The organism is Chitinophaga polysaccharea (assembly GCF_007829335.1).
Classification (GTDB): domain Bacteria; phylum Bacteroidota; class Bacteroidia; order Chitinophagales; family Chitinophagaceae; genus Chitinophaga; species Chitinophaga polysaccharea_B.
Map to the genome: position 1 here is coordinate 452,663 of NZ_VIWO01000006.1, position 16,414 is coordinate 469,076.

17 protein-coding genes and 1 tRNA gene are annotated in these 16,414 nt (G+C 45.1%); 8 read left to right on the forward strand and 10 right to left on the reverse strand.

The genetic code is table 11. The features are described from left to right. Positions 1 to 33: 33 nt before the first annotated feature. Both FHW36_RS21255 and FHW36_RS21260 read right to left on the reverse strand, forming a co-directional pair. Positions 34 to 1,884, reverse strand: coding sequence for a hypothetical protein (locus FHW36_RS21255; protein WP_145671594.1), 1,851 nt, complete (start codon positions 1,882 to 1,884; stop codon positions 34 to 36). 482 nt (positions 1,885 to 2,366) lie between these two features. Further along, on the reverse strand, positions 2,367 to 4,901 hold the full coding sequence (locus FHW36_RS21260) for an ATP-dependent Clp protease ATP-binding subunit (protein WP_145671596.1): 2,535 nt from the start codon (positions 4,899 to 4,901) through the stop codon (positions 2,367 to 2,369). Positions 4,902 to 5,196: 295 nt separating this feature from the next. Between FHW36_RS21260 and FHW36_RS21265 the strand changes: the two genes are divergently transcribed. Both FHW36_RS21265 and FHW36_RS21270 read left to right on the forward strand, forming a co-directional pair. Then, positions 5,197 to 5,571 (forward strand): anti-anti-sigma factor, encoded by a 375-nt coding sequence (locus tag FHW36_RS21265; RefSeq protein WP_145671600.1) that lies wholly within the window; start codon positions 5,197 to 5,199, stop codon positions 5,569 to 5,571. Between the two features lie 72 nt (positions 5,572 to 5,643). Beyond that, entirely contained in the window at positions 5,644 to 6,552 is a 909-nt protein-coding gene (locus FHW36_RS21270; protein WP_145671606.1) for a ribonuclease Z, read from the forward strand. Positions 6,553 to 6,637: 85 nt separating this feature from the next. Here the strand turns inward: FHW36_RS21270 and dapA are convergent, their stop codons facing one another. Both dapA and FHW36_RS21280 read right to left on the reverse strand, forming a co-directional pair. Beyond that, positions 6,638 to 7,516, reverse strand: coding sequence for a 4-hydroxy-tetrahydrodipicolinate synthase (gene dapA / locus FHW36_RS21275; RefSeq protein WP_145671608.1), 879 nt, complete (start codon positions 7,514 to 7,516; stop codon positions 6,638 to 6,640). Between the two features lie 79 nt (positions 7,517 to 7,595). Next, complete coding sequence (locus tag FHW36_RS21280) at positions 7,596 to 8,549, reverse strand: acetyl-CoA carboxylase carboxyltransferase subunit alpha (protein ID WP_186452553.1); 954 nt, start codon at positions 8,547 to 8,549, stop codon at positions 7,596 to 7,598. A gap of 172 nt (positions 8,550 to 8,721) precedes the next feature. Here FHW36_RS21280 and FHW36_RS21285 point away from each other — a divergent pair. Next, positions 8,722 to 8,795 (forward strand) — tRNA-Asp (locus FHW36_RS21285). 497 nt (positions 8,796 to 9,292) lie between these two features. On the opposite strand, the gene FHW36_RS21290 is transcribed toward FHW36_RS21285, so the two are convergent. After that, positions 9,293 to 9,820, reverse strand: a complete 528-nt coding sequence (locus FHW36_RS21290; protein WP_145671613.1) for a hypothetical protein — start codon at positions 9,818 to 9,820, stop codon at positions 9,293 to 9,295. 177 nt (positions 9,821 to 9,997) lie between these two features. Further along, positions 9,998 to 11,365 carry a DUF4236 domain-containing protein gene (locus FHW36_RS21295; RefSeq protein ID WP_145671614.1) on the reverse strand — a complete coding sequence of 456 codons (1,368 nt, stop codon included), beginning with the start codon at positions 11,363 to 11,365 and terminating at the stop codon, positions 9,998 to 10,000. Positions 11,366 to 11,619: 254 nt separating this feature from the next. Between FHW36_RS21295 and FHW36_RS21300 the strand changes: the two genes are divergently transcribed. From FHW36_RS21300 to FHW36_RS21320, 5 genes are all read left to right on the forward strand, one after another. After that, on the forward strand, positions 11,620 to 12,000 hold the full coding sequence (locus FHW36_RS21300; RefSeq protein WP_145671616.1) for a DoxX family membrane protein: 381 nt from the start codon (positions 11,620 to 11,622) through the stop codon (positions 11,998 to 12,000). Positions 12,001 to 12,057: 57 nt separating this feature from the next. Further along, a complete protein-coding gene (locus tag FHW36_RS21305; protein ID WP_145671618.1) occupies positions 12,058 to 12,375 on the forward strand; it encodes an ArsR/SmtB family transcription factor in 318 nt (105 codons plus the stop codon). Continuing rightward, positions 12,375 to 12,878, forward strand: coding sequence for an SRPBCC family protein (locus tag FHW36_RS21310; protein ID WP_145671620.1), 504 nt, complete (start codon positions 12,375 to 12,377; stop codon positions 12,876 to 12,878). Before FHW36_RS21305 ends, FHW36_RS21310 begins: the two co-directional genes overlap by 1 nt. 3 nt (positions 12,879 to 12,881) lie before the next feature. Further along, positions 12,882 to 13,295 (forward strand): SRPBCC family protein, encoded by a 414-nt coding sequence (locus tag FHW36_RS21315; protein WP_145671622.1) that lies wholly within the window; start codon positions 12,882 to 12,884, stop codon positions 13,293 to 13,295. Between the two features lie 103 nt (positions 13,296 to 13,398). Continuing rightward, a complete protein-coding gene (locus FHW36_RS21320; protein WP_145671624.1) occupies positions 13,399 to 14,025 on the forward strand; it encodes an alpha-ketoglutarate-dependent dioxygenase AlkB family protein in 627 nt (208 codons plus the stop codon). On the opposite strand, the gene FHW36_RS21325 is transcribed toward FHW36_RS21320, so the two are convergent. From FHW36_RS21325 to FHW36_RS21340, 4 genes are read right to left on the reverse strand one after another with little or no spacing between them, the layout of a single operon-like run. Next, positions 14,015 to 14,422 (reverse strand): hypothetical protein, encoded by a 408-nt coding sequence (locus FHW36_RS21325; protein ID WP_145671626.1) that lies wholly within the window; start codon positions 14,420 to 14,422, stop codon positions 14,015 to 14,017. The genes FHW36_RS21320 and FHW36_RS21325 overlap by 11 nt on opposite strands. Continuing rightward, entirely contained in the window at positions 14,406 to 15,155 is a 750-nt protein-coding gene (locus FHW36_RS21330) for a class I SAM-dependent methyltransferase (protein WP_145671628.1), read from the reverse strand. The genes FHW36_RS21325 and FHW36_RS21330 overlap by 17 nt, the downstream gene beginning before the upstream one ends. After that, positions 15,143 to 15,883: a DUF2071 domain-containing protein gene (locus tag FHW36_RS21335; RefSeq protein WP_145671630.1), complete on the reverse strand. Its 741-nt coding sequence runs from the start codon at positions 15,881 to 15,883 to the stop codon at positions 15,143 to 15,145. The genes FHW36_RS21330 and FHW36_RS21335 overlap by 13 nt, the downstream gene beginning before the upstream one ends. A 7-nt stretch (positions 15,884 to 15,890) precedes the next feature. After that, a complete protein-coding gene (locus FHW36_RS21340; protein WP_145671631.1) occupies positions 15,891 to 16,265 on the reverse strand; it encodes a DoxX-like family protein in 375 nt (124 codons plus the stop codon). Positions 16,266 to 16,414 lie beyond the last annotated feature (149 nt).

Sequence of the window (16,414 nt, forward strand, 5' to 3'; positions counted from 1 at the left end):
GTTATACGTAGCCGTTTCAAATACAGTTCAACCTTATTTCTTAATAATATACCAGGTATCGGTACCGTTTGATTGCACGGTGATAAAAGTCCAGTCGTTGTAGATGTCGATGGAGTTGCCATCTTCAATAAACTGTCCGGCCTGGGCTTTCACGGTTACCGTATTAGTAAGATTGTTAGTAGCATCAAATGCGGCTTTCTTGATGGTATAGATGCGGCCTTTGGAGCCTGCAGCGGTAGGCAGGTTAACAGTAACAGCGCTACCACTTTTTACGACTACGGTATAATCGGTGGCATCAACAGTATATGGACCGGATGCGATTTCCTTAATGGCCATAGATACGGAGCCCGCTACCTGCAAGGTAGAATTGGCGAGAGCGGTAGTATCACCAATTTTTACATATTTCTGCACAGATACATTGTCAGCATATCTCTTATCGCCCGCGAAAGACTGGGATACATTACTTACCAAACCGCCTGCAACAGATGGATCGGCTTGTGGGATGCTCACCGTTACTTTATTGGTGGTGGCGTCTTTTACCACTTTCAGATCCGTACCGGTGTGATCTGACGCAAAGGTCACGTCGGTGAATGCTGATTCCGGCAGGTCCCTGGTGATGATTTCCTTGCTGGCATTGAGCAATAATACTTTATGGTCGGATGTAGTTCCTGCGGCAGTGCTACCGAGTGTAACGGTATTATCGAGCGCTGATTTACCAGTTACATGTAAGTCGCCGGTGATGCCGGTGTTACCGGTTACATCTGCACCACCAGTGGTGATGGTTAATTTGTTGTCGAGTGTGGAAGTACCGGTTACATGGAGGTTTCCACCTGCTTCGGTATTACCGGTGATGGTAGTAAGACCGGTAATATTGGTGGCGCCGGTAATATTTGTTACGCCGGTGATGTTGGCGCCACCAGCTGTTACATCGAGTCCGTTTTTACCGGTAATTTTTCCGGCGAATGTTTTAGCACCGCCAAAAGTTTGTGCGCCAATGTTCACACCACCAGGCGTGAATTCTGTGGCTGCATTTAATGCGATAGTGGGATTGTTGGCGAGAGTTCCATCTGTACCTATTGTTAAGCCTTTCGCATCTGCGGCATCGATAAAGTTGGCTACCTGCAGAGCTTTCTTGGCAGCAGTATTAAATGTGTTCCAATCGTCTCTGGTAAGCAACCCTACTGCTGGCCCGGTTGTTCCACCTGTTTGGGTAGCGATGCTGAGCTGGTGTGTAGTCGTGGTGCCGGTTGTAGTGGTAGTAAATTTATAATCGCCAGCAGCATTATCGGTGTTGATCTTCTGATCCAGCTCTGCTTTGCCGTTGATCATGAAATTGGAGAAGGCTGCAGCGGTGAGGGTACGTTTGTATATTTTACCGGTTGGGTCCACGATCACCGCGTCCATCAGGGTGTTGGCGCCGGCAGTGATACCACTGAGTGTGAGATCATTTTTCACGATTACATTACCGTCGTCGATACGGAGTCCTTCTTTATTGTTACCTCTCAGAACGAAGGGTACGTTGTTGGTGCTTCCGACGAACTGTGTGGTAGCATCTGTAATAAAGTTACCTAGCAAATCCCAGGAGGAGGCTTTGGTGGCCATCCTTTCCCACTTGTAATTGTGCCTTACATAAAATCCTTCCACCCCGGTTGCTGTCCAGTAGATGATCATACCGTCGGGTGGATTCAGGGCTGTCATCAGCGTGGTGTCGGCCACACGTGGTAACAGTAAACCCTGTTTGTCTGATTCCAGTTCAAGGATTGCTGATTTCTGGATAGAGGTAGGATTTTTACCTACTTTCAACTGTGCATGTACCTGGGTAGCGATAAGACTTACACCACCTATTAGCATAACGCGAGCTGCGATGCGTAAAGATTTTTGCATAGATATAAGGATAAATAATTAATACTCAATTTCTTCGGCAGATATAATGCCGAAGGGTTAATTACAAGGAATCTAAGGTGTTATTCGGAGGTTATAGGAAAACCCATTCGGTTCGGTTTGTCTGTTCTAAATAATACTTAAAAAAGCATAATTTATTTATCTTTCATAAGCACCTACTTATATAGGTTATATAGAATACATACTGCAAATGTGACATATTAAATGTTTTTAAAAAATGACATGATCATACCATTTTAGTTTGAAATATTTGCCATAGCGTGTGCAAAAACTACCCAATGAGTGTTATGACATTGATTTAAATTGGGAGAAAGGGGCATCGAAGAGGCTGTTATGAGGGGAGAATACTAGTAAAAACTATTAATATGTAAAGGTGTTAACATAAAGATGTTATAAAACAAAACGCCCATCCAAGGTTGTAATACCTTGTGATGGGCGTTGTTTATTGATTTATTTAGCGTGGTTTACGCTTCTGATTTTTCAGATTTACTCTTGGAAGAGTTGTTTTGCAGCGTAAAGATCAGCTTTTGATTTTCTTTGTCCAGGTCGGCTACTAATATATCGCCATCATGAATATTCATGTTGAGGATTTCCTCTGCCAGGGGATCTTCCAGGTATTTCTGGATAGCCCTGTGCAATGGTCTGGCGCCGAATTGCTGGTCGTAGCCTTTATCAGCCAGGAAGCCTTTGGCTTCGTCTGTCAGTTCGAGGCTGAAGCCGAGGTTGTTCAGGCGTTTCAACACGCTCTTCATCGTAATATCGATGATAGTATAGATATGTTCTTTCGCCAGGGAGTTGAAGATGATGACATCGTCAATTCTGTTCAGGAACTCAGGGGAGAAGGTACGTTTCAGTGCTTTTTCAATCACTGATTTAGTATTTTCTTCTTCGCCACCGGATCTTGCGTTGGTAGTGAACCCTACCCCAGCACCGAAATCTTTCAGCTGACGGGCTCCGATATTGGAGGTCATGATGATGAGGGTATTTTTGAAGTCCACCTTACGACCGAGACCGTCGGTGAGAATACCATCATCCAGTACCTGCAACAGGAGGTTATAAATATCCGGGTGTGCCTTTTCGATTTCATCGAGGAGGATCACGGAGTAAGGTTTACGGCGTACCTTTTCAGTCAGCTGACCACCTTCTTCGTAACCAACATATCCCGGAGGCGCACCAATGAGGCGGCTTACAGAGAATTTTTCCATGTATTCGCTCATATCGATGCGGATGAGGGCCTCATCGGAGTCGAACATGTAGCGGGCCAGGGATTTGGCGAGCTCTGTTTTACCCACCCCGGTAGGTCCGAGGAATATGAAGGTACCGATTGGTTTTTTAGGATCTTTCAGCCCTACGCGGTTACGCTGGATGGCTTTGGTAACTTTGCTGATGGCATCGTCTTGTCCCACCACGGCTCCTTTCAGGTCTTCGCCCATGCGGCGTAGCTTTTCAGTTTCTGCCTGTACCATCCTTTTAACAGGGATACCGGTCATCATGCTGACTACTTCTGCGATGGCTTCTTCATCGATGGGGTAGCGTTTGTGCTTTACTTCTTCTTCCCACATGGCTTTCGCGCGTTCCAGGTCTTCGCCCAGTTTCTTTTCGGTATCGCGGAGCGCAGCGGCTTCTTCGAAGCGTTGGCTTTTCACCACTTTATTCTTTTCCTGCTTAATATCTTCAATCTGTTTTTCCAGGTCGAGGATATTCTGCGGCACGTTGATGTTTTTCAGGTGTACACGGGCACCTACTTCATCGAGTACGTCGATTGCCTTGTCGGGCAGGAGACGGTCGGTCATGTAGCGGTCGCTCAGTTTCACACAGGCATCAATGGCTGCGTCTGTATAGCTAACATTATGGTATTCTTCATAACGCGGCTTGATATTGTTCAGGATCATAATGGTTTCTTCCACGGAGGGTGGTTCCACCATTACTTTCTGGAAACGACGGTCGAGTGCGCCATCTTTTTCGATGTACATACGGTACTCGTCGAGGGTAGAAGCGCCAATGCATTGGAGTTCTCCCCTGGCCAGGGCTGGTTTAAAGATATTGGAGGCATCGAGTGAGCCAGAAGCGCCGCCTGCGCCAACGATGGTATGGATTTCATCGATGAAGAGGATAACGTCCCTGTTTTTCTCGAGTTCATTCATGATGGCCTTCATTCTTTCTTCAAACTGGCCGCGGTATTTAGTACCGGCCACCAGGGCTGCGAGGTCGAGGCTTACCACGCGTTTGTCGAACAATACGCGGGAAACTTTACGCTGCACGATACGGAGCGCAAGACCTTCCACAATGGCGGTTTTACCCACACCGGGTTCACCAATAAGAATCGGATTGTTCTTTTTGCGGCGGGAAAGTATCTGGGAAACCCTTTCAATTTCCTGCTCGCGGCCAACAATCGGATCTAAGCTGCCACTTTCGGCCAGCTTGGTAATATCTCTACCAAAGTTATCCAGTACGGGCGTTTTGGATTTGGTATTTGTCTGTTTGGCTTTGGATGCGTAACTCTTTCTTTCGTCCTCAAACTCTTCTTCGCCCGGATCGTCAAATTCTGACTTAGGGTCCGCAGATTTTACAAAGCCCAGTTCGTTTTTAAAAGTATCGTAGTCCACGTCAAATTGTTGTAAGATTTGTGTACAAACGTTTTCCTTATTCTTGAGTATAGAAAGCATGAGGTGTTCTGTTTCTACCGTAGCACTTTTGAGTGCTTTGGCTTCCAATACAGTAACACGTATCACTTTTTCTGCCTGTCTGGTAAGCGGGAGGCTATTAATGTTAGCAATATTCTTTCCGGTCTTATCTTTTACAGCCAGCTCTACTTCTTTGCGTAACTCGTACAGATCTACGTTCAAAGCCTGCAGAATCTTTACGGCCGTGCCCTCGCCTTCTCGAATAATACCTAACAGCAGGTGTTCAGTACCTATGAAGTCATTTCCCAGTCGTAAAGCTTCCTCTCTGCTGAACGAAATGATCTCCTTAACTTGCGGTGAAAAATTCTGGTCCATTGTGAGATTATTAAATTATAAAAACCCTTACGGGGGCTTGTCTATACAATAATAACGAATAATTCTGATTTAAGATTATCACGTTCTGTGTTGTAATGAAGTTATTCCTTTTTTCAACTTAAACAACTTACACTTTAATAGTATAAGAATTATTTTTGCGTTGATGCGGGTACGTTCGTTTAAAAATATCTACGAAGAAACGGAGGTTTATGTTTCGATCTCTTGCGGTTATATTTTATAGGCGGGTTCCCTCTGTTCAACATTCCATTACCAAGTATAAAACAACGTCCAACGCATGAAATTCAAAATTGATACCAAAGAAAAAATAGTCGTTTTTTGTCCGGAAATATCCGTCCTGGATGCTAATTTGGCAGAAGACTTCATTCACACGGCGACTTCCCTGCCGGAGTTGGCGGAACGTAATCTCATACTGGATCTGGCATTGGTGGAGAAAACAGATGAGAAAGGGGTAGAAGCCATTTTAACAGTCTACCGGTGTATGTATGACAATCATTTTTCCTGCGCCATTACCGGAGTTAACAACATTTTAACAGCCAGCCTGAAGGCGGCGGGTGATGATATGCTTAATCTTGCGCCTACCATGGCAGAAGCGATTGACCTTATCATGATGGAGGAGCTGGAACGGGAATTACTGGACGGTATGGAATAAAGCAGGGCCAGGGCGCTATCAGGCAAATTTTGGCCGGGCGCCGGCTAACCACAGAAAGATAAAGCTATTTAAATGTTTGCAGTCACAATATTAGGTAACAATTCCGCGATCCCCACCCTGACGCGGCACCCCACCGCTCAGATAGTTACCTGCAACGACCAGTTGCTGCTGGTCGACTGCGGAGAAGGCACCCAGATACAGATGGCCAAATACGGCATCCGGCGCAGTAAGCTGAGGTATATATTCATCAGCCACCTGCACGGCGATCATTATTTCGGGTTAATTGGTTTGTTGAATACCCTGAGCCTGATGGGTCGAACAGAGCCGCTCAGTGTATATGCGCCGCCAGAATTGGAGCAGATAATCCAGCTACAGCTGGATTGTTCCGCTACGGTACTGAAGTTCGAGTTGTCTTTTGTACCGCTGCAGCCAGGCTATAGTGGTCTTATTCTCGAGGACCGGGAGTTACAGGTGCGTTGTTTCCCTACCCAGCACCGGATTTCCTGCTTTGGCTTTTCCTTTGAGTGGCGGAAGCGCAAGCGGAAACTATTGCCAGACCAGGCCAGGGCCTACGAGATCCCGGCAGCCTATTATTCCAAGCTCCAGGATGGTGCAGATTACCAGCGAAAAGACGGGAGTATCGTTAAAAACGATTGGGTGACACTTCCCCCACCCGCCGGCAAACGCTATGTGTACTGTGCCGACACTATTTACGATACTGGGTTATTACCCTGGTTACAGGGCGCCGATATGATTTACCATGAAACCACTTACCTGCATGATTTGCAGGAGAGGGCGGCAGAACGTTACCACAGCACCTCCGTGCAGGCGGCCAGCCTTGCGGCGGCGGCCGGGGCCGGGAAGCTGCTGATCGGGCATTTCTCTTCCAAATACGCAGAATTACAGCCTTTCCTGGACGAATCCAGGCCTGTTTTTGCGCACACGGAGATTGCGGAGGAAGGAGTGACGTATCTTATATAGCCGTAAAGCATAAAGCAAAAAAGCTATTGTGGGGATGACCTACAATAGCTTTTTTGCTTTATGCTTTACGCTTTTCGCCTTCTGCTTACTTATATTGCTCCAGGTACGCTGCAATTTTTGCGTACAACGGATCAGAAACGGGTAATATGGGGAGGCGGAAATTATTTCCGACGATGCCGTCGTGGTGCAGGAATGCCTTGATACCCGCCGGGTTGTTTTCGGAGAACATCAGGTCAAATCCTTCCAGCATTTTGTTGTTGAGGGAGCGGGCTGCCGGGAAATCGTTTACCAGTGCGGCATGCACCATACTGGAAAAATCGGTGGCAAAGTAGTTGGCAGCCACGGAAATAACGCCGTCCATACCGCAGGCCAGCTGTGCGAGGGCCAGGGCATCGTCACCGCTGATCACGAGGAAATCTTTCGGTTTATCGCGGATAATCTGCATACACTGCATCATATCGCCGGAGGCTTCCTTCATGGCCACGATGTTTTCCACTTCATGCGCGAGGCGCAGGGTGGTTTCGGCGGTCATATTGCGGCCGGTACGACCAGGCACATTATACAAGATAATGGGCTTAGGGGAGGCCGCTGCAATTGTTTTATAGTGCTGGTATATCCCTTCCTGGGTAGGTTTGCTATAGTAGGGCGCTACGCTGAGGACGGCCGCAGCTTCGTCCAGCGGGCATTTCTCCAGTCTTTTTACCACATCCCGTGTATTATAGTCGCCGATACCAACCACTACAGGCACCCGCTTCGACACCTTTTCGAAAGTGAATTTTATCAAATCCAGCTTTTCATCTGCAGAAAGTGTAGGTGTTTCACCAGTTGTACCAAGGGTTACAACGTAGTTAACGCCGCCATCGATCACGTAGTTGATCAATTTTTCCAAAGCATTCCAATCTATGCTTTCATCTGCTTTAAAGGGTGTTACCAATGCCACCCCGGTGCCTTTTAGTTGTTCCATATTGCGTTTACGGGAAAATAAAAATTTCGAATTCCGAAGGCCGAAATTCGAAATTTTTATTGTGATCTCTAAATATTTTTTATTTCTCTTCGTAAAAACCCATGCGGGAGAACTTGTCGATACGTTGTTCTATGCGGGTATCGGGATCGATTTGCTTTAGTTCTGCCAATGTTTCCTTAATTCTTTTTTTCAGGATAGTGGCCATTTCATCGGGATTTACGTGAGCACCACCGAGGGGTTCCCGTACAATACCGTCTACCAGTCCGAACTGGCTCATGTAATCGGAGGTAAGTTTGAGTTCTTCGGCGGCTTTTTCTTTAAAGTTCCAGCTACGCCAGAGGATTGTGGAGCAGTTTTCCGGAGAAATAACGGTGTACCAGCTGTTTTCCAGCATAAATACCCTGTCGCCGATACCGATGCCCAAAGCGCCACCAGAGGCGCCTTCGCCGATAATAATGCAGATAACGGGCACGCGGAGTTTTACCATTTCAAAGAGATTGCGGGCGATGGCTTCGGCCTGACCTCTTTCTTCGGCTTCCAGGCCGGGATAAGCGCCGGGCGTATCGATCAACGTTACGATGGGCTTATTGAATCTTTCAGCCAGTTTCATCAGGCGGAGGGCTTTGCGATATCCTTCCGGGTTGGCCATCCCGAAGTTTCGGAGCTGGCGCATTTTGGTGTTGATACCTTTCTGTTGGCCGATAAACATCACTGTTTCGCCATCGAGGTCGGCGAAACCGCCTACCATTGCCTTATCATCTTTTACATTCCGGTCGCCATGCAGTTCCGTAAAGTTGGTGCACATTTTTTCGATATACGCCATAGTATAGGGCCTATCTGGGTGACGGCTCAGCTGTACGCGCTGCCAGGCGGTGAGATGGTCATAGATATGTTCACGGGTAGCCGCAATTTTTTGTTCATATTCATTTACGGTAGCCGATACATCTACGCCAGATTTTGCACCATTCTCCTTCAGCTTATCCAACTGCTCATATAAGTCAGCGATAGGTTTCTCGAAATCCAGGAATTGCATAATTTGATTAAATTGGTTAAAGATCGGGTGTAAAGATAATGCTGAAAATATTTTTTAAAAAAGATTTGCTTAATTGGTGACTTTGTTATTATCTTTGCAATCCCAAAACGGAGGAATACAACGAATTGGGATACAGAAAGATAGGGATATTTTATCCTTTTATTTCAGTAACGGATCGGTAGTTCAGTTGGTTAGAATGCCGCCCTGTCACGGCGGAGGTCGCGGGTTCGAGTCCCGTCCGGTCCGCAAAATCTCGAAGAAACCCGCGCTAGTCGCGGGTTTTCTGTTTTTAGTCGATTAGTTGGTCGATTTCGGGGATCAAGTGGATCAAGTAGAAAACTTGGGGATAGCGTAAAAAATAGTTTTTTTGCAGCAGATTAGCCAACGAAGCACGTGGATCAGAACTTTCGCAAACTAGTAGAGATGCTGTTACCAGCAGGGGTTTTAGAGTATTTTGACTTAATTGATTCAAGTCAGAATAAAGAGGGTATTGATATATACCTGGAAGAAAAGAATACCGTTCCGGTAGAATTAGCCTAAACTGCCAAATGTGTAGCCTGAATCCCTATAGAAGATGTAACTAAAGTGGAGGCAAAGCTATTGGAATCTCCGTCGCGATTAACTTGGATTCCATAGCTTATTTGTGGGCCATTGAAAAACCAGGCATAATTAACCCCGCATTTGGCTGCATTATTTCATTTTGCAACCAAATAATTTTGAGAGAGATCGTCCCCAAACAAGCGCTACTTTGTACCCGTAACCGGCTTTTGACCTATAACCGGACACCAGTAAACTTCGTTTGTCATGTTCAGTGTAATTTCAGGATGGGTTCCGGAAGCTGCAGCCAATACCTCATTATCACTGAACAGTTGACGTGGGGTGAATCCCGCATTAAATACGATCTGCACCTCTCTCCAAACAGGATTGAAACCATCGCCGGGTATAGCATCTATCACGCTGATAAAAGGCTGGTTGTTGGGCAACCCGGGATCGGATTGATAAATGAAATTCAGGCTCTTGTTGTGTGCAATCTGGCTTGCCTCAGCCTGGGCTGAAAACTCCACAAATATGATCTTGAAAAGGGAGGAATCATAATATGCTGGTATAGTGTTGCTAATTCCGGATGTTTTGTTTTGAACAGCCATTTCTGTTGAATTAGTCGTGGCAAGCTTTGAATCACTCATTAATTTGGCCTGGGTATCAATTTCTGTTTTACTGCAAGAAAGAAATAGCAGTATAGCGGTGGGAATAATTGTAGTCACCTTTTTCATTGTCTATATTTTTAAAACTGTGGAAAAAAAACACGATAAAAGGCTCGACAAATTAAAGCCGCAATTTTCATTCCAGACTCCAGTTAACACTAGTGTTTTGGAGGGTATCCGGATTCTTTTTCTTCACACCGTTTCGCAGGTGGCATGTGCGTGAGTGTTCCGTCGTGCCTAACCCTTTTATTGGTAACAACCTTCCACCCTGGATTGTAATACACCTATCTTGCCAATAAAATCCATAAAATCATCCATAGCAGATAGTTTCGAGGTAGCAATAATCTCAAAAATCCCTGTGCCTGATGTAAACGTATATTCTGAATAGGCGCATACCGGAAGCCTGCGATTATGATTGAAACGTTTGTCTGGTCCACCAGCTTTATTTACATATTGCCAGGTATAGCTGACCACCTGGGCATCCTGGGGTAGCATTTCTGATTCAATAAAATTGGAGACAAGACCAGTTATATGTAAATTTTTATAAAATACAGCAGCAAAGGTACTTCCACGTTTTATCAACAAACGTTCAGGTAAGAAATACAATTCCATTTTATGGAGTGAGATACATGGAATAGCCACATTGGCAACAAAATAGGGAACCGGCATTTTGTTCTCTGATAAACCTGCTATCCTCACCCTTCTTATCAGCTTGCCTGCTCCTCCATTTCGCTTATAATCCGCTGTACCCTGAGCATTCAGATATTGCCAAATTCTTGAAGACCGGGAAAAGGTAACAAAATGAGTCTTGAATTGCTGGTACACCTGCCGGTATTTATCATCCATATCATAGTGTAACTCAATACTGAGTCTTTGCATATCCAGTTTTTTCAACCAACGGATAAATGGAATTAAACAAAGCATATACAATGCAATTTCGTATCCCAGATACTCGTTTACCAGGTACGTTTCTCCTTCCCTCACTTCTTCAGAAAACAGCTGGTTAATTTCCACCAGTTCGCGGTTTACATAGCCGGAAGAATCCGACAGTCTTACTTTCAACCATTGTTGGTTCGAGCTGTCCTGCAATGCAAATTTCTGACCATAATCTGCTGTTTGTAAAACCGGGGATTTTCGATTAGGCTCTTTGCGAATATTAGCACCATTAAATGTTCTTATTATCACAATAGTACTGTCTACCGCCGGTTGCACTATTCTATCCCGTTTGCCAAAAGAAAAAAAAAGTACTATTAAAGGGATAATTAATAGCGGCAATTTCGCTACTCTCGCATATGAAATTTTTGCACACTTCTGATTTAGCTCAGTAATAAATGCCAGGGAATCTGTATCAGTCAGTTCTTCTACTGCTGCAGAAGTTATATTATTAGCCGTATCAACTGGTTGTACCTCATAGACAGGACGAGGTAAGGGGGAAGCGGGACCGGATATCTTCTGCCGATAGCTGATACCATGTGTACTTAAATTGACGTATGTTCCCCCCGGCCCTACATTAATGCGTGCACCTTTCACTCCCATTGAGTAACTAATACCTTTTTTTGAAAAGTTTATTCTGAATGGTCCGGCACTAAAAGATTTACGGTATGACCAACCCATAACTAACTGTTACTTGTTACGGATCAAAATTAGAGGATGAAAAATGCCGGATCTTACGGGAAACCGTATGCCAGGTCTTTCTATGCAAAATTTCGACAGCTATTTGCTATACTAAACATAGAAAAATTGATTTTTAATACTTTATCTCGTTAAAGTAATCTGTCGGCGAAAATTTCTTCCAAATAAATTTGCGAAACTGATCAGTTGCACATATATTTGCAACCAATTGGTTTCACTACTATAATTACATCATTATGAAAAACAAGATCCTTTTTGTGCTATGCCTGCTGACAGGCCTGATGTTCATGAATGCAGGGTTAGATAAATTCTTTCACTACATGCCCATTCCTAAAGACATGCCAGAGAAAATGGTAAAAGCCGGGATGGCATTTATGGAAATAGGCTGGCTCATGCCATTGGTAGGCGCTGCAGAAGTACTTGGTGGCCTGCTGTTAATGATCCCCAGAACCCGGGCGCTGGGCGCTATTGTTATTCTACCGGTTTTAATAGGTATTTTGCTGGCCAATATCAGTATGGCACCATCAGGATTGCCTATTGTATTGGTGCTCATCGCCGTCATTGCCTGGGTAATGATCGACAACAGGGAAAAGTACCTGCCTATGATCAGGCAATAAACCAGTGGCAGGATGGCAGGCACTCCTCGTGATCTACTAAAAACGAAATGACACTGTATGAGAAGAGATATTTTCCAGGCCATTGCCGATCCGACGAGAAGAGCGATTATCGCTTTAATTGCCATACAGGCCATGACCCCCAATGCCATTGCTGAGCATTTCGACACTACCCGGCAAGCTATTTCCAAGCACCTGAAGATCCTCACCGAATGTGAACTGGTGAAACAGGAACACCAGGGCCGGGAAATATTTTATCAACTTGAAATTGATAAAATGAAAGAAATAGATAAATGGCTGGAACAATTCAGGAAAATCTGGGAAAGCCGCTTTGACCAACTCGATCAACTTTTAGCTACTATAAAAAAGAAAAAATAATGAAACCTAATTTGCAATTCGACTTTATCGCAGATAAAAAGAATAATACGCTGACCATCCGGCGTGAGTTCCTGGCCGACAGACCATTGGTATGGGACTGCTACACCAAAAGTGAATTACTGGACCGCTGGTTTGCCCCTGCTCCACTAACCACCAAAACAAAATCGATGGACTTCCGCGAAGGAGGTCACTGGCACTATGCCATGGTAGAACCCAACGGCACTGAGTACTGGGGCTATACCGCCTACCAGAAGATCAAAGCCATTGACTTCTACACCGCCCTGGATGCTTTTAGTAATGAAGCAGCCGAAATCAACGAAGCCCTCCCCCGCGCAGAATGGTTAGTTACTTTTACCGATAAAGGAGAAAATGCCCTGGTAGAAACTATCGTTACCTATAAATCGCTGGCAGACCTGGAACAGGTTATTCAAATGGGCATGGAACAAGGAATGACCGCTACCCTGAACAAACTTGATGAATTATTACTCACTTTAAAGTCATAAAAAATGAGCAACAAAGTTACTGTAACCGCCACCGTACATGCGGACCGCAAAAAAGTATGGGACTATTACAATCGCCCCGAACACATTACAAAGTGGAACTTTGCTGATCCTTCCTGGCAGTGCCCCTCCGCCTCCAACGATCTGCGCGTAGGCGGAAAATATGCCGCCCGGATGGAAGCCAAAGACGGAAGTTTTGGCTTCGACTTTGAAGCCGTATATGATGAAGTAGTTGACGGCGAAAAATTTACTTATACCATGCCCAATGGCCGGCAGGCAAGCGTATCCTTCAAAAAGAACGGTGACCAAACCGAAGTAGATGTAACATTTGACCCTGAAACAGAGCACCCGATTGAAATGCAGAAAAATGGCTGGCAGGCGATCCTGAATAACTTTAAAAGTTATACGGAAGCGAACTAACGATAACGAATAAATGCATATTGAGAGGGAGATGCGATGGCATCTCCCTTTTTATTTTCGCCAGGTACTTCGCGCATCTCTCACGATTTCCCTACCTTTAACCATGAGCCAATTAAATTTATTTGAAAATGCCGCTAATCACCCCGCATCGCCGGGACTACACACCATTCGCGATGGCGCCTATTATTTCCAGCCTGACTTTTTCACTAAAGACGAAAGTGATGTGTTCTTTACTTCACTGAAAGAACACATCCAGTGGAAGCAGGAGTCGATGCAGCGCTATGGCAAACAGGTGAATTTTCCGCGGCTGAGCGCTTGGTATGGAGAAAAAGGAACCACGTATACCTTTTCCGGCGTTACGCACCATCCCCATCCATGGACAGCCGATTTAACTGATATTAACAAACGTATCAGCCCACTGGCAGGAGTTGTATTCAACAGTGTGTTATTGAATTTATACCGCGATGGAAATGATTCCATTGCCTGGCATACCGATGCAGAGCCGGAGCTGGGGCCGCATCCCGTAATTGCGTCCGTGAATTTTGGCGCTACCAGGAAGTTTCAATTGCGGCATGTTCAAACAAAAGAAAAAATAGAGATCCCTTTAACCCATGGCAGTTTACTCATTATGCAGGGTGCATTGCAATATCATTGGCAGCACCAGGTGCCCAAGACCAGTAAACCGGTAAAAGAGCGGATTAACCTTACGTTCCGGGTGATTAAATATTGATATCAGCCATAAAAATCATAAAGAAGACTATACTAAAATAGCTCCAGAGACAGGAAAAGATAATATGCACAGTGGTTTCAAAACGCTTGCCTTTCCATAACGAAGGAGAGTAAACAAAAAACTGGAAGAACAAACGACAAATCCAGAAAATGAACAAACCCAACGACAACAAGTGCCCCAGGCGGGTATGCAAAATATCTTCTGCCGCGTAAATACATCCTATTCCCATCAACAATACCATTAAGGCAATAAAGAAAGTATGCACATACATGATTTGCCTGCTTAGGAGCGTCAACGGCGCAAATTCTTTTCTCCAGTTAAAATACTTTGGAAAAAAAGCGTGTAACAGTGCCAGCAGCACGAGTATGTAGCCGGTTGCTTTAAGATGCCATTCCATTTTTCTCTAATAAAAAGGCCGATAAAAAAGGGGTTATTTTTATTTCACTGGCCATGTCCAGATTGGCAGCGAGAAAAGTACGCTGCCAGGTTGACCTGGAAAAAAAATGAAAGAACCCCAGGTTATACACCATGAAATTGCGGATATCCCTGAGATGCTCTACCACGACAATCCTTCCCTGGTCTTGTAAACTGCGGCGCAGCTCCCGAAAAAAAATAATCCTTTCAGCTTCATCACGGATCTCATGGGCTGCCATAAAAACCAGGATCATATCGGCCGATGCTGTCATCACGGGTATGTTAGCCGTAGTAATGGTTTGGGTGCCCGGGTAAGCTGCGTATACCCTACGTGCCCGTTCAATGGAGACTTCAGTATGTTTAACCGGGTCATAAAAATCGAATACTGTTAGTTTACTTCCCGGGTACTTTTGTGATAACAGATAGCTGGTTTCATCAAATCCTGCATGCACATTCAGCAGTTGTTTACCCGGCGATGTAATCAGGTCATCTAGCCAGTGAAGGCTATACAATGCTGATCTGTCGTAGATATACCAGGAAGCAGTAAGCGACAACAACACGCTACCAACAAGTAGCCAGCCTGCTGCCCGCAGTAACGGGTATTCACTGAAATAACCCAACAATACCAGCAACAACGCCGCTATGGCGTAAAAGTGCCAATTGAAACGGATGATATTTACGACACCCTGAAATGGTTTCCTGTCTATCTTTTCCATACATCTGTTTTTCCTTTCTTCCAATAGTATGGTACTTGCCGGATGAGAAAAGCATTGGCCAGCCGTGCCTCCCGGAACACAGGCTGACGCAGAAAACCAACTTCCGCATGATTAATTTTCACCGGCTGTGGCGTCCAATGTTCTCTTACCCCTTCAATGATCAACACCTTATCAGACCCGGGTTCACAGGTAAATGTAAATGGCAGCGGGCCTGCAAATCGCCGGGCCTCTTTCCAGCTGTCGAACGGCGAAGTGGCTGGCAGCGCTGTATCGGGTTGCGCAATATCCACAGATATTTGTATGCCTGATTGTGCTGATGTTACCTCCAGCAAATTGTCGGTAGTTACCACTTTCATATCGGTAGTGGTGTAATGATAATGGGTAAACAAATTTCCCAGGTACTGCATTTTTTTCTTATTCGTTTCCGTCTTCAGGATAAATAATCCTCTTAGTCTTTTCCCCTCGCTGGTAGTATACCTTACAAAAATCCGGTAGCCGGCTAAAATGAAATCATTGCCCATAAAAGCCGGAAATCCTTTGGGCCGTAGCCCCTTTGTTTTTACCAGTGCCAATGCCACAAAGGCCCATTTATCCTGGAACCGCTCCAATTTAAGCGGGGTGGGAACAAGCGGCTGCAGCACTTCGGCAGGAAGCGCATAGGTGAGCACCAACGAATTTTCAAAAAATGCCTGTACCGCAAAAGGATGATTCTTTAGTAGGGACCACATAACCAGTTTATTTTTCTACAGACAGCCAATGGCCATGTATATACAATAAGATAATAAATATTGCTGCAAAGACAATGTTCAGCGGGCCAAAAAGCAAGAGCTCTCTCGCAATAAAAAATTCAAGTATATTCATGACACCTACCAACACCATTTGCGACAAGGTACACCATCGTGACTTGATGCCCGATAATACCCACACTGCCATCAATACTTCCAAGAAACCAATCATATGAGTAAGCGGCGAGGCGTATGTTGGGCCCAGAATCCGTGCTACTATTTGCCCGTGGCGGGGTACCCCATTCAACAATTTACAAAACAGCCCGTTTACAATCCAAACAATGGCGATGCCTATATTTCCGAACTTATAAATTTGCTCCTTCATCCTTTTGTACCTTTATAGAAACAGCAGGGGGTTAACCCACACCAAGATAGGATGATTTCGGGGAATTAAAGCCATGGTGTATATACCCGGCAGCGAATTGTCATAAAACCACGGGGCGCTCCCCGCATCAGCAACGCCCCGTGTTGACC

Bases quoted from the DNA above. Each gene is read 5' to 3' on its own strand.
- FHW36_RS21255 (WP_145671594.1), bottom strand. From the start codon at position 1,884: ATGCAAAAATCTTTACGCATCGCAGCTCGCGTTATGCTAATAGGTGGT.
- FHW36_RS21260 (WP_145671596.1), bottom strand. From the start codon at position 4,901: ATGGACCAGAATTTTTCACCGCAAGTTAAGGAGATCATTTCGTTCAGC.
- FHW36_RS21265 (WP_145671600.1), top strand. From the start codon at position 5,197: ATGAAATTCAAAATTGATACCAAAGAAAAAATAGTCGTTTTTTGTCCG.
- FHW36_RS21270 (WP_145671606.1), top strand. From the start codon at position 5,644: ATGTTTGCAGTCACAATATTAGGTAACAATTCCGCGATCCCCACCCTG.
- dapA (WP_145671608.1), bottom strand. From the start codon at position 7,516: ATGGAACAACTAAAAGGCACCGGGGTGGCATTGGTAACACCCTTTAAA.
- FHW36_RS21280 (WP_186452553.1), bottom strand. From the start codon at position 8,549: ATGCAATTCCTGGATTTCGAGAAACCTATCGCTGACTTATATGAGCAG.
- FHW36_RS21290 (WP_145671613.1), bottom strand. From the start codon at position 9,820: ATGAAAAAGGTGACTACAATTATTCCCACCGCTATACTGCTATTTCTT.
- FHW36_RS21295 (WP_145671614.1), bottom strand. From the start codon at position 11,365: ATGGGTTGGTCATACCGTAAATCTTTTAGTGCCGGACCATTCAGAATA.
- FHW36_RS21300 (WP_145671616.1), top strand. From the start codon at position 11,620: ATGAAAAACAAGATCCTTTTTGTGCTATGCCTGCTGACAGGCCTGATG.
- FHW36_RS21305 (WP_145671618.1), top strand. From the start codon at position 12,058: ATGAGAAGAGATATTTTCCAGGCCATTGCCGATCCGACGAGAAGAGCG.
- FHW36_RS21310 (WP_145671620.1), top strand. From the start codon at position 12,375: ATGAAACCTAATTTGCAATTCGACTTTATCGCAGATAAAAAGAATAAT.
- FHW36_RS21315 (WP_145671622.1), top strand. From the start codon at position 12,882: ATGAGCAACAAAGTTACTGTAACCGCCACCGTACATGCGGACCGCAAA.
- FHW36_RS21320 (WP_145671624.1), top strand. From the start codon at position 13,399: ATGAGCCAATTAAATTTATTTGAAAATGCCGCTAATCACCCCGCATCG.
- FHW36_RS21325 (WP_145671626.1), bottom strand. From the start codon at position 14,422: ATGGAATGGCATCTTAAAGCAACCGGCTACATACTCGTGCTGCTGGCA.
- FHW36_RS21330 (WP_145671628.1), bottom strand. From the start codon at position 15,155: ATGGAAAAGATAGACAGGAAACCATTTCAGGGTGTCGTAAATATCATC.
- FHW36_RS21335 (WP_145671630.1), bottom strand. From the start codon at position 15,883: ATGTGGTCCCTACTAAAGAATCATCCTTTTGCGGTACAGGCATTTTTT.
- FHW36_RS21340 (WP_145671631.1), bottom strand. From the start codon at position 16,265: ATGAAGGAGCAAATTTATAAGTTCGGAAATATAGGCATCGCCATTGTT.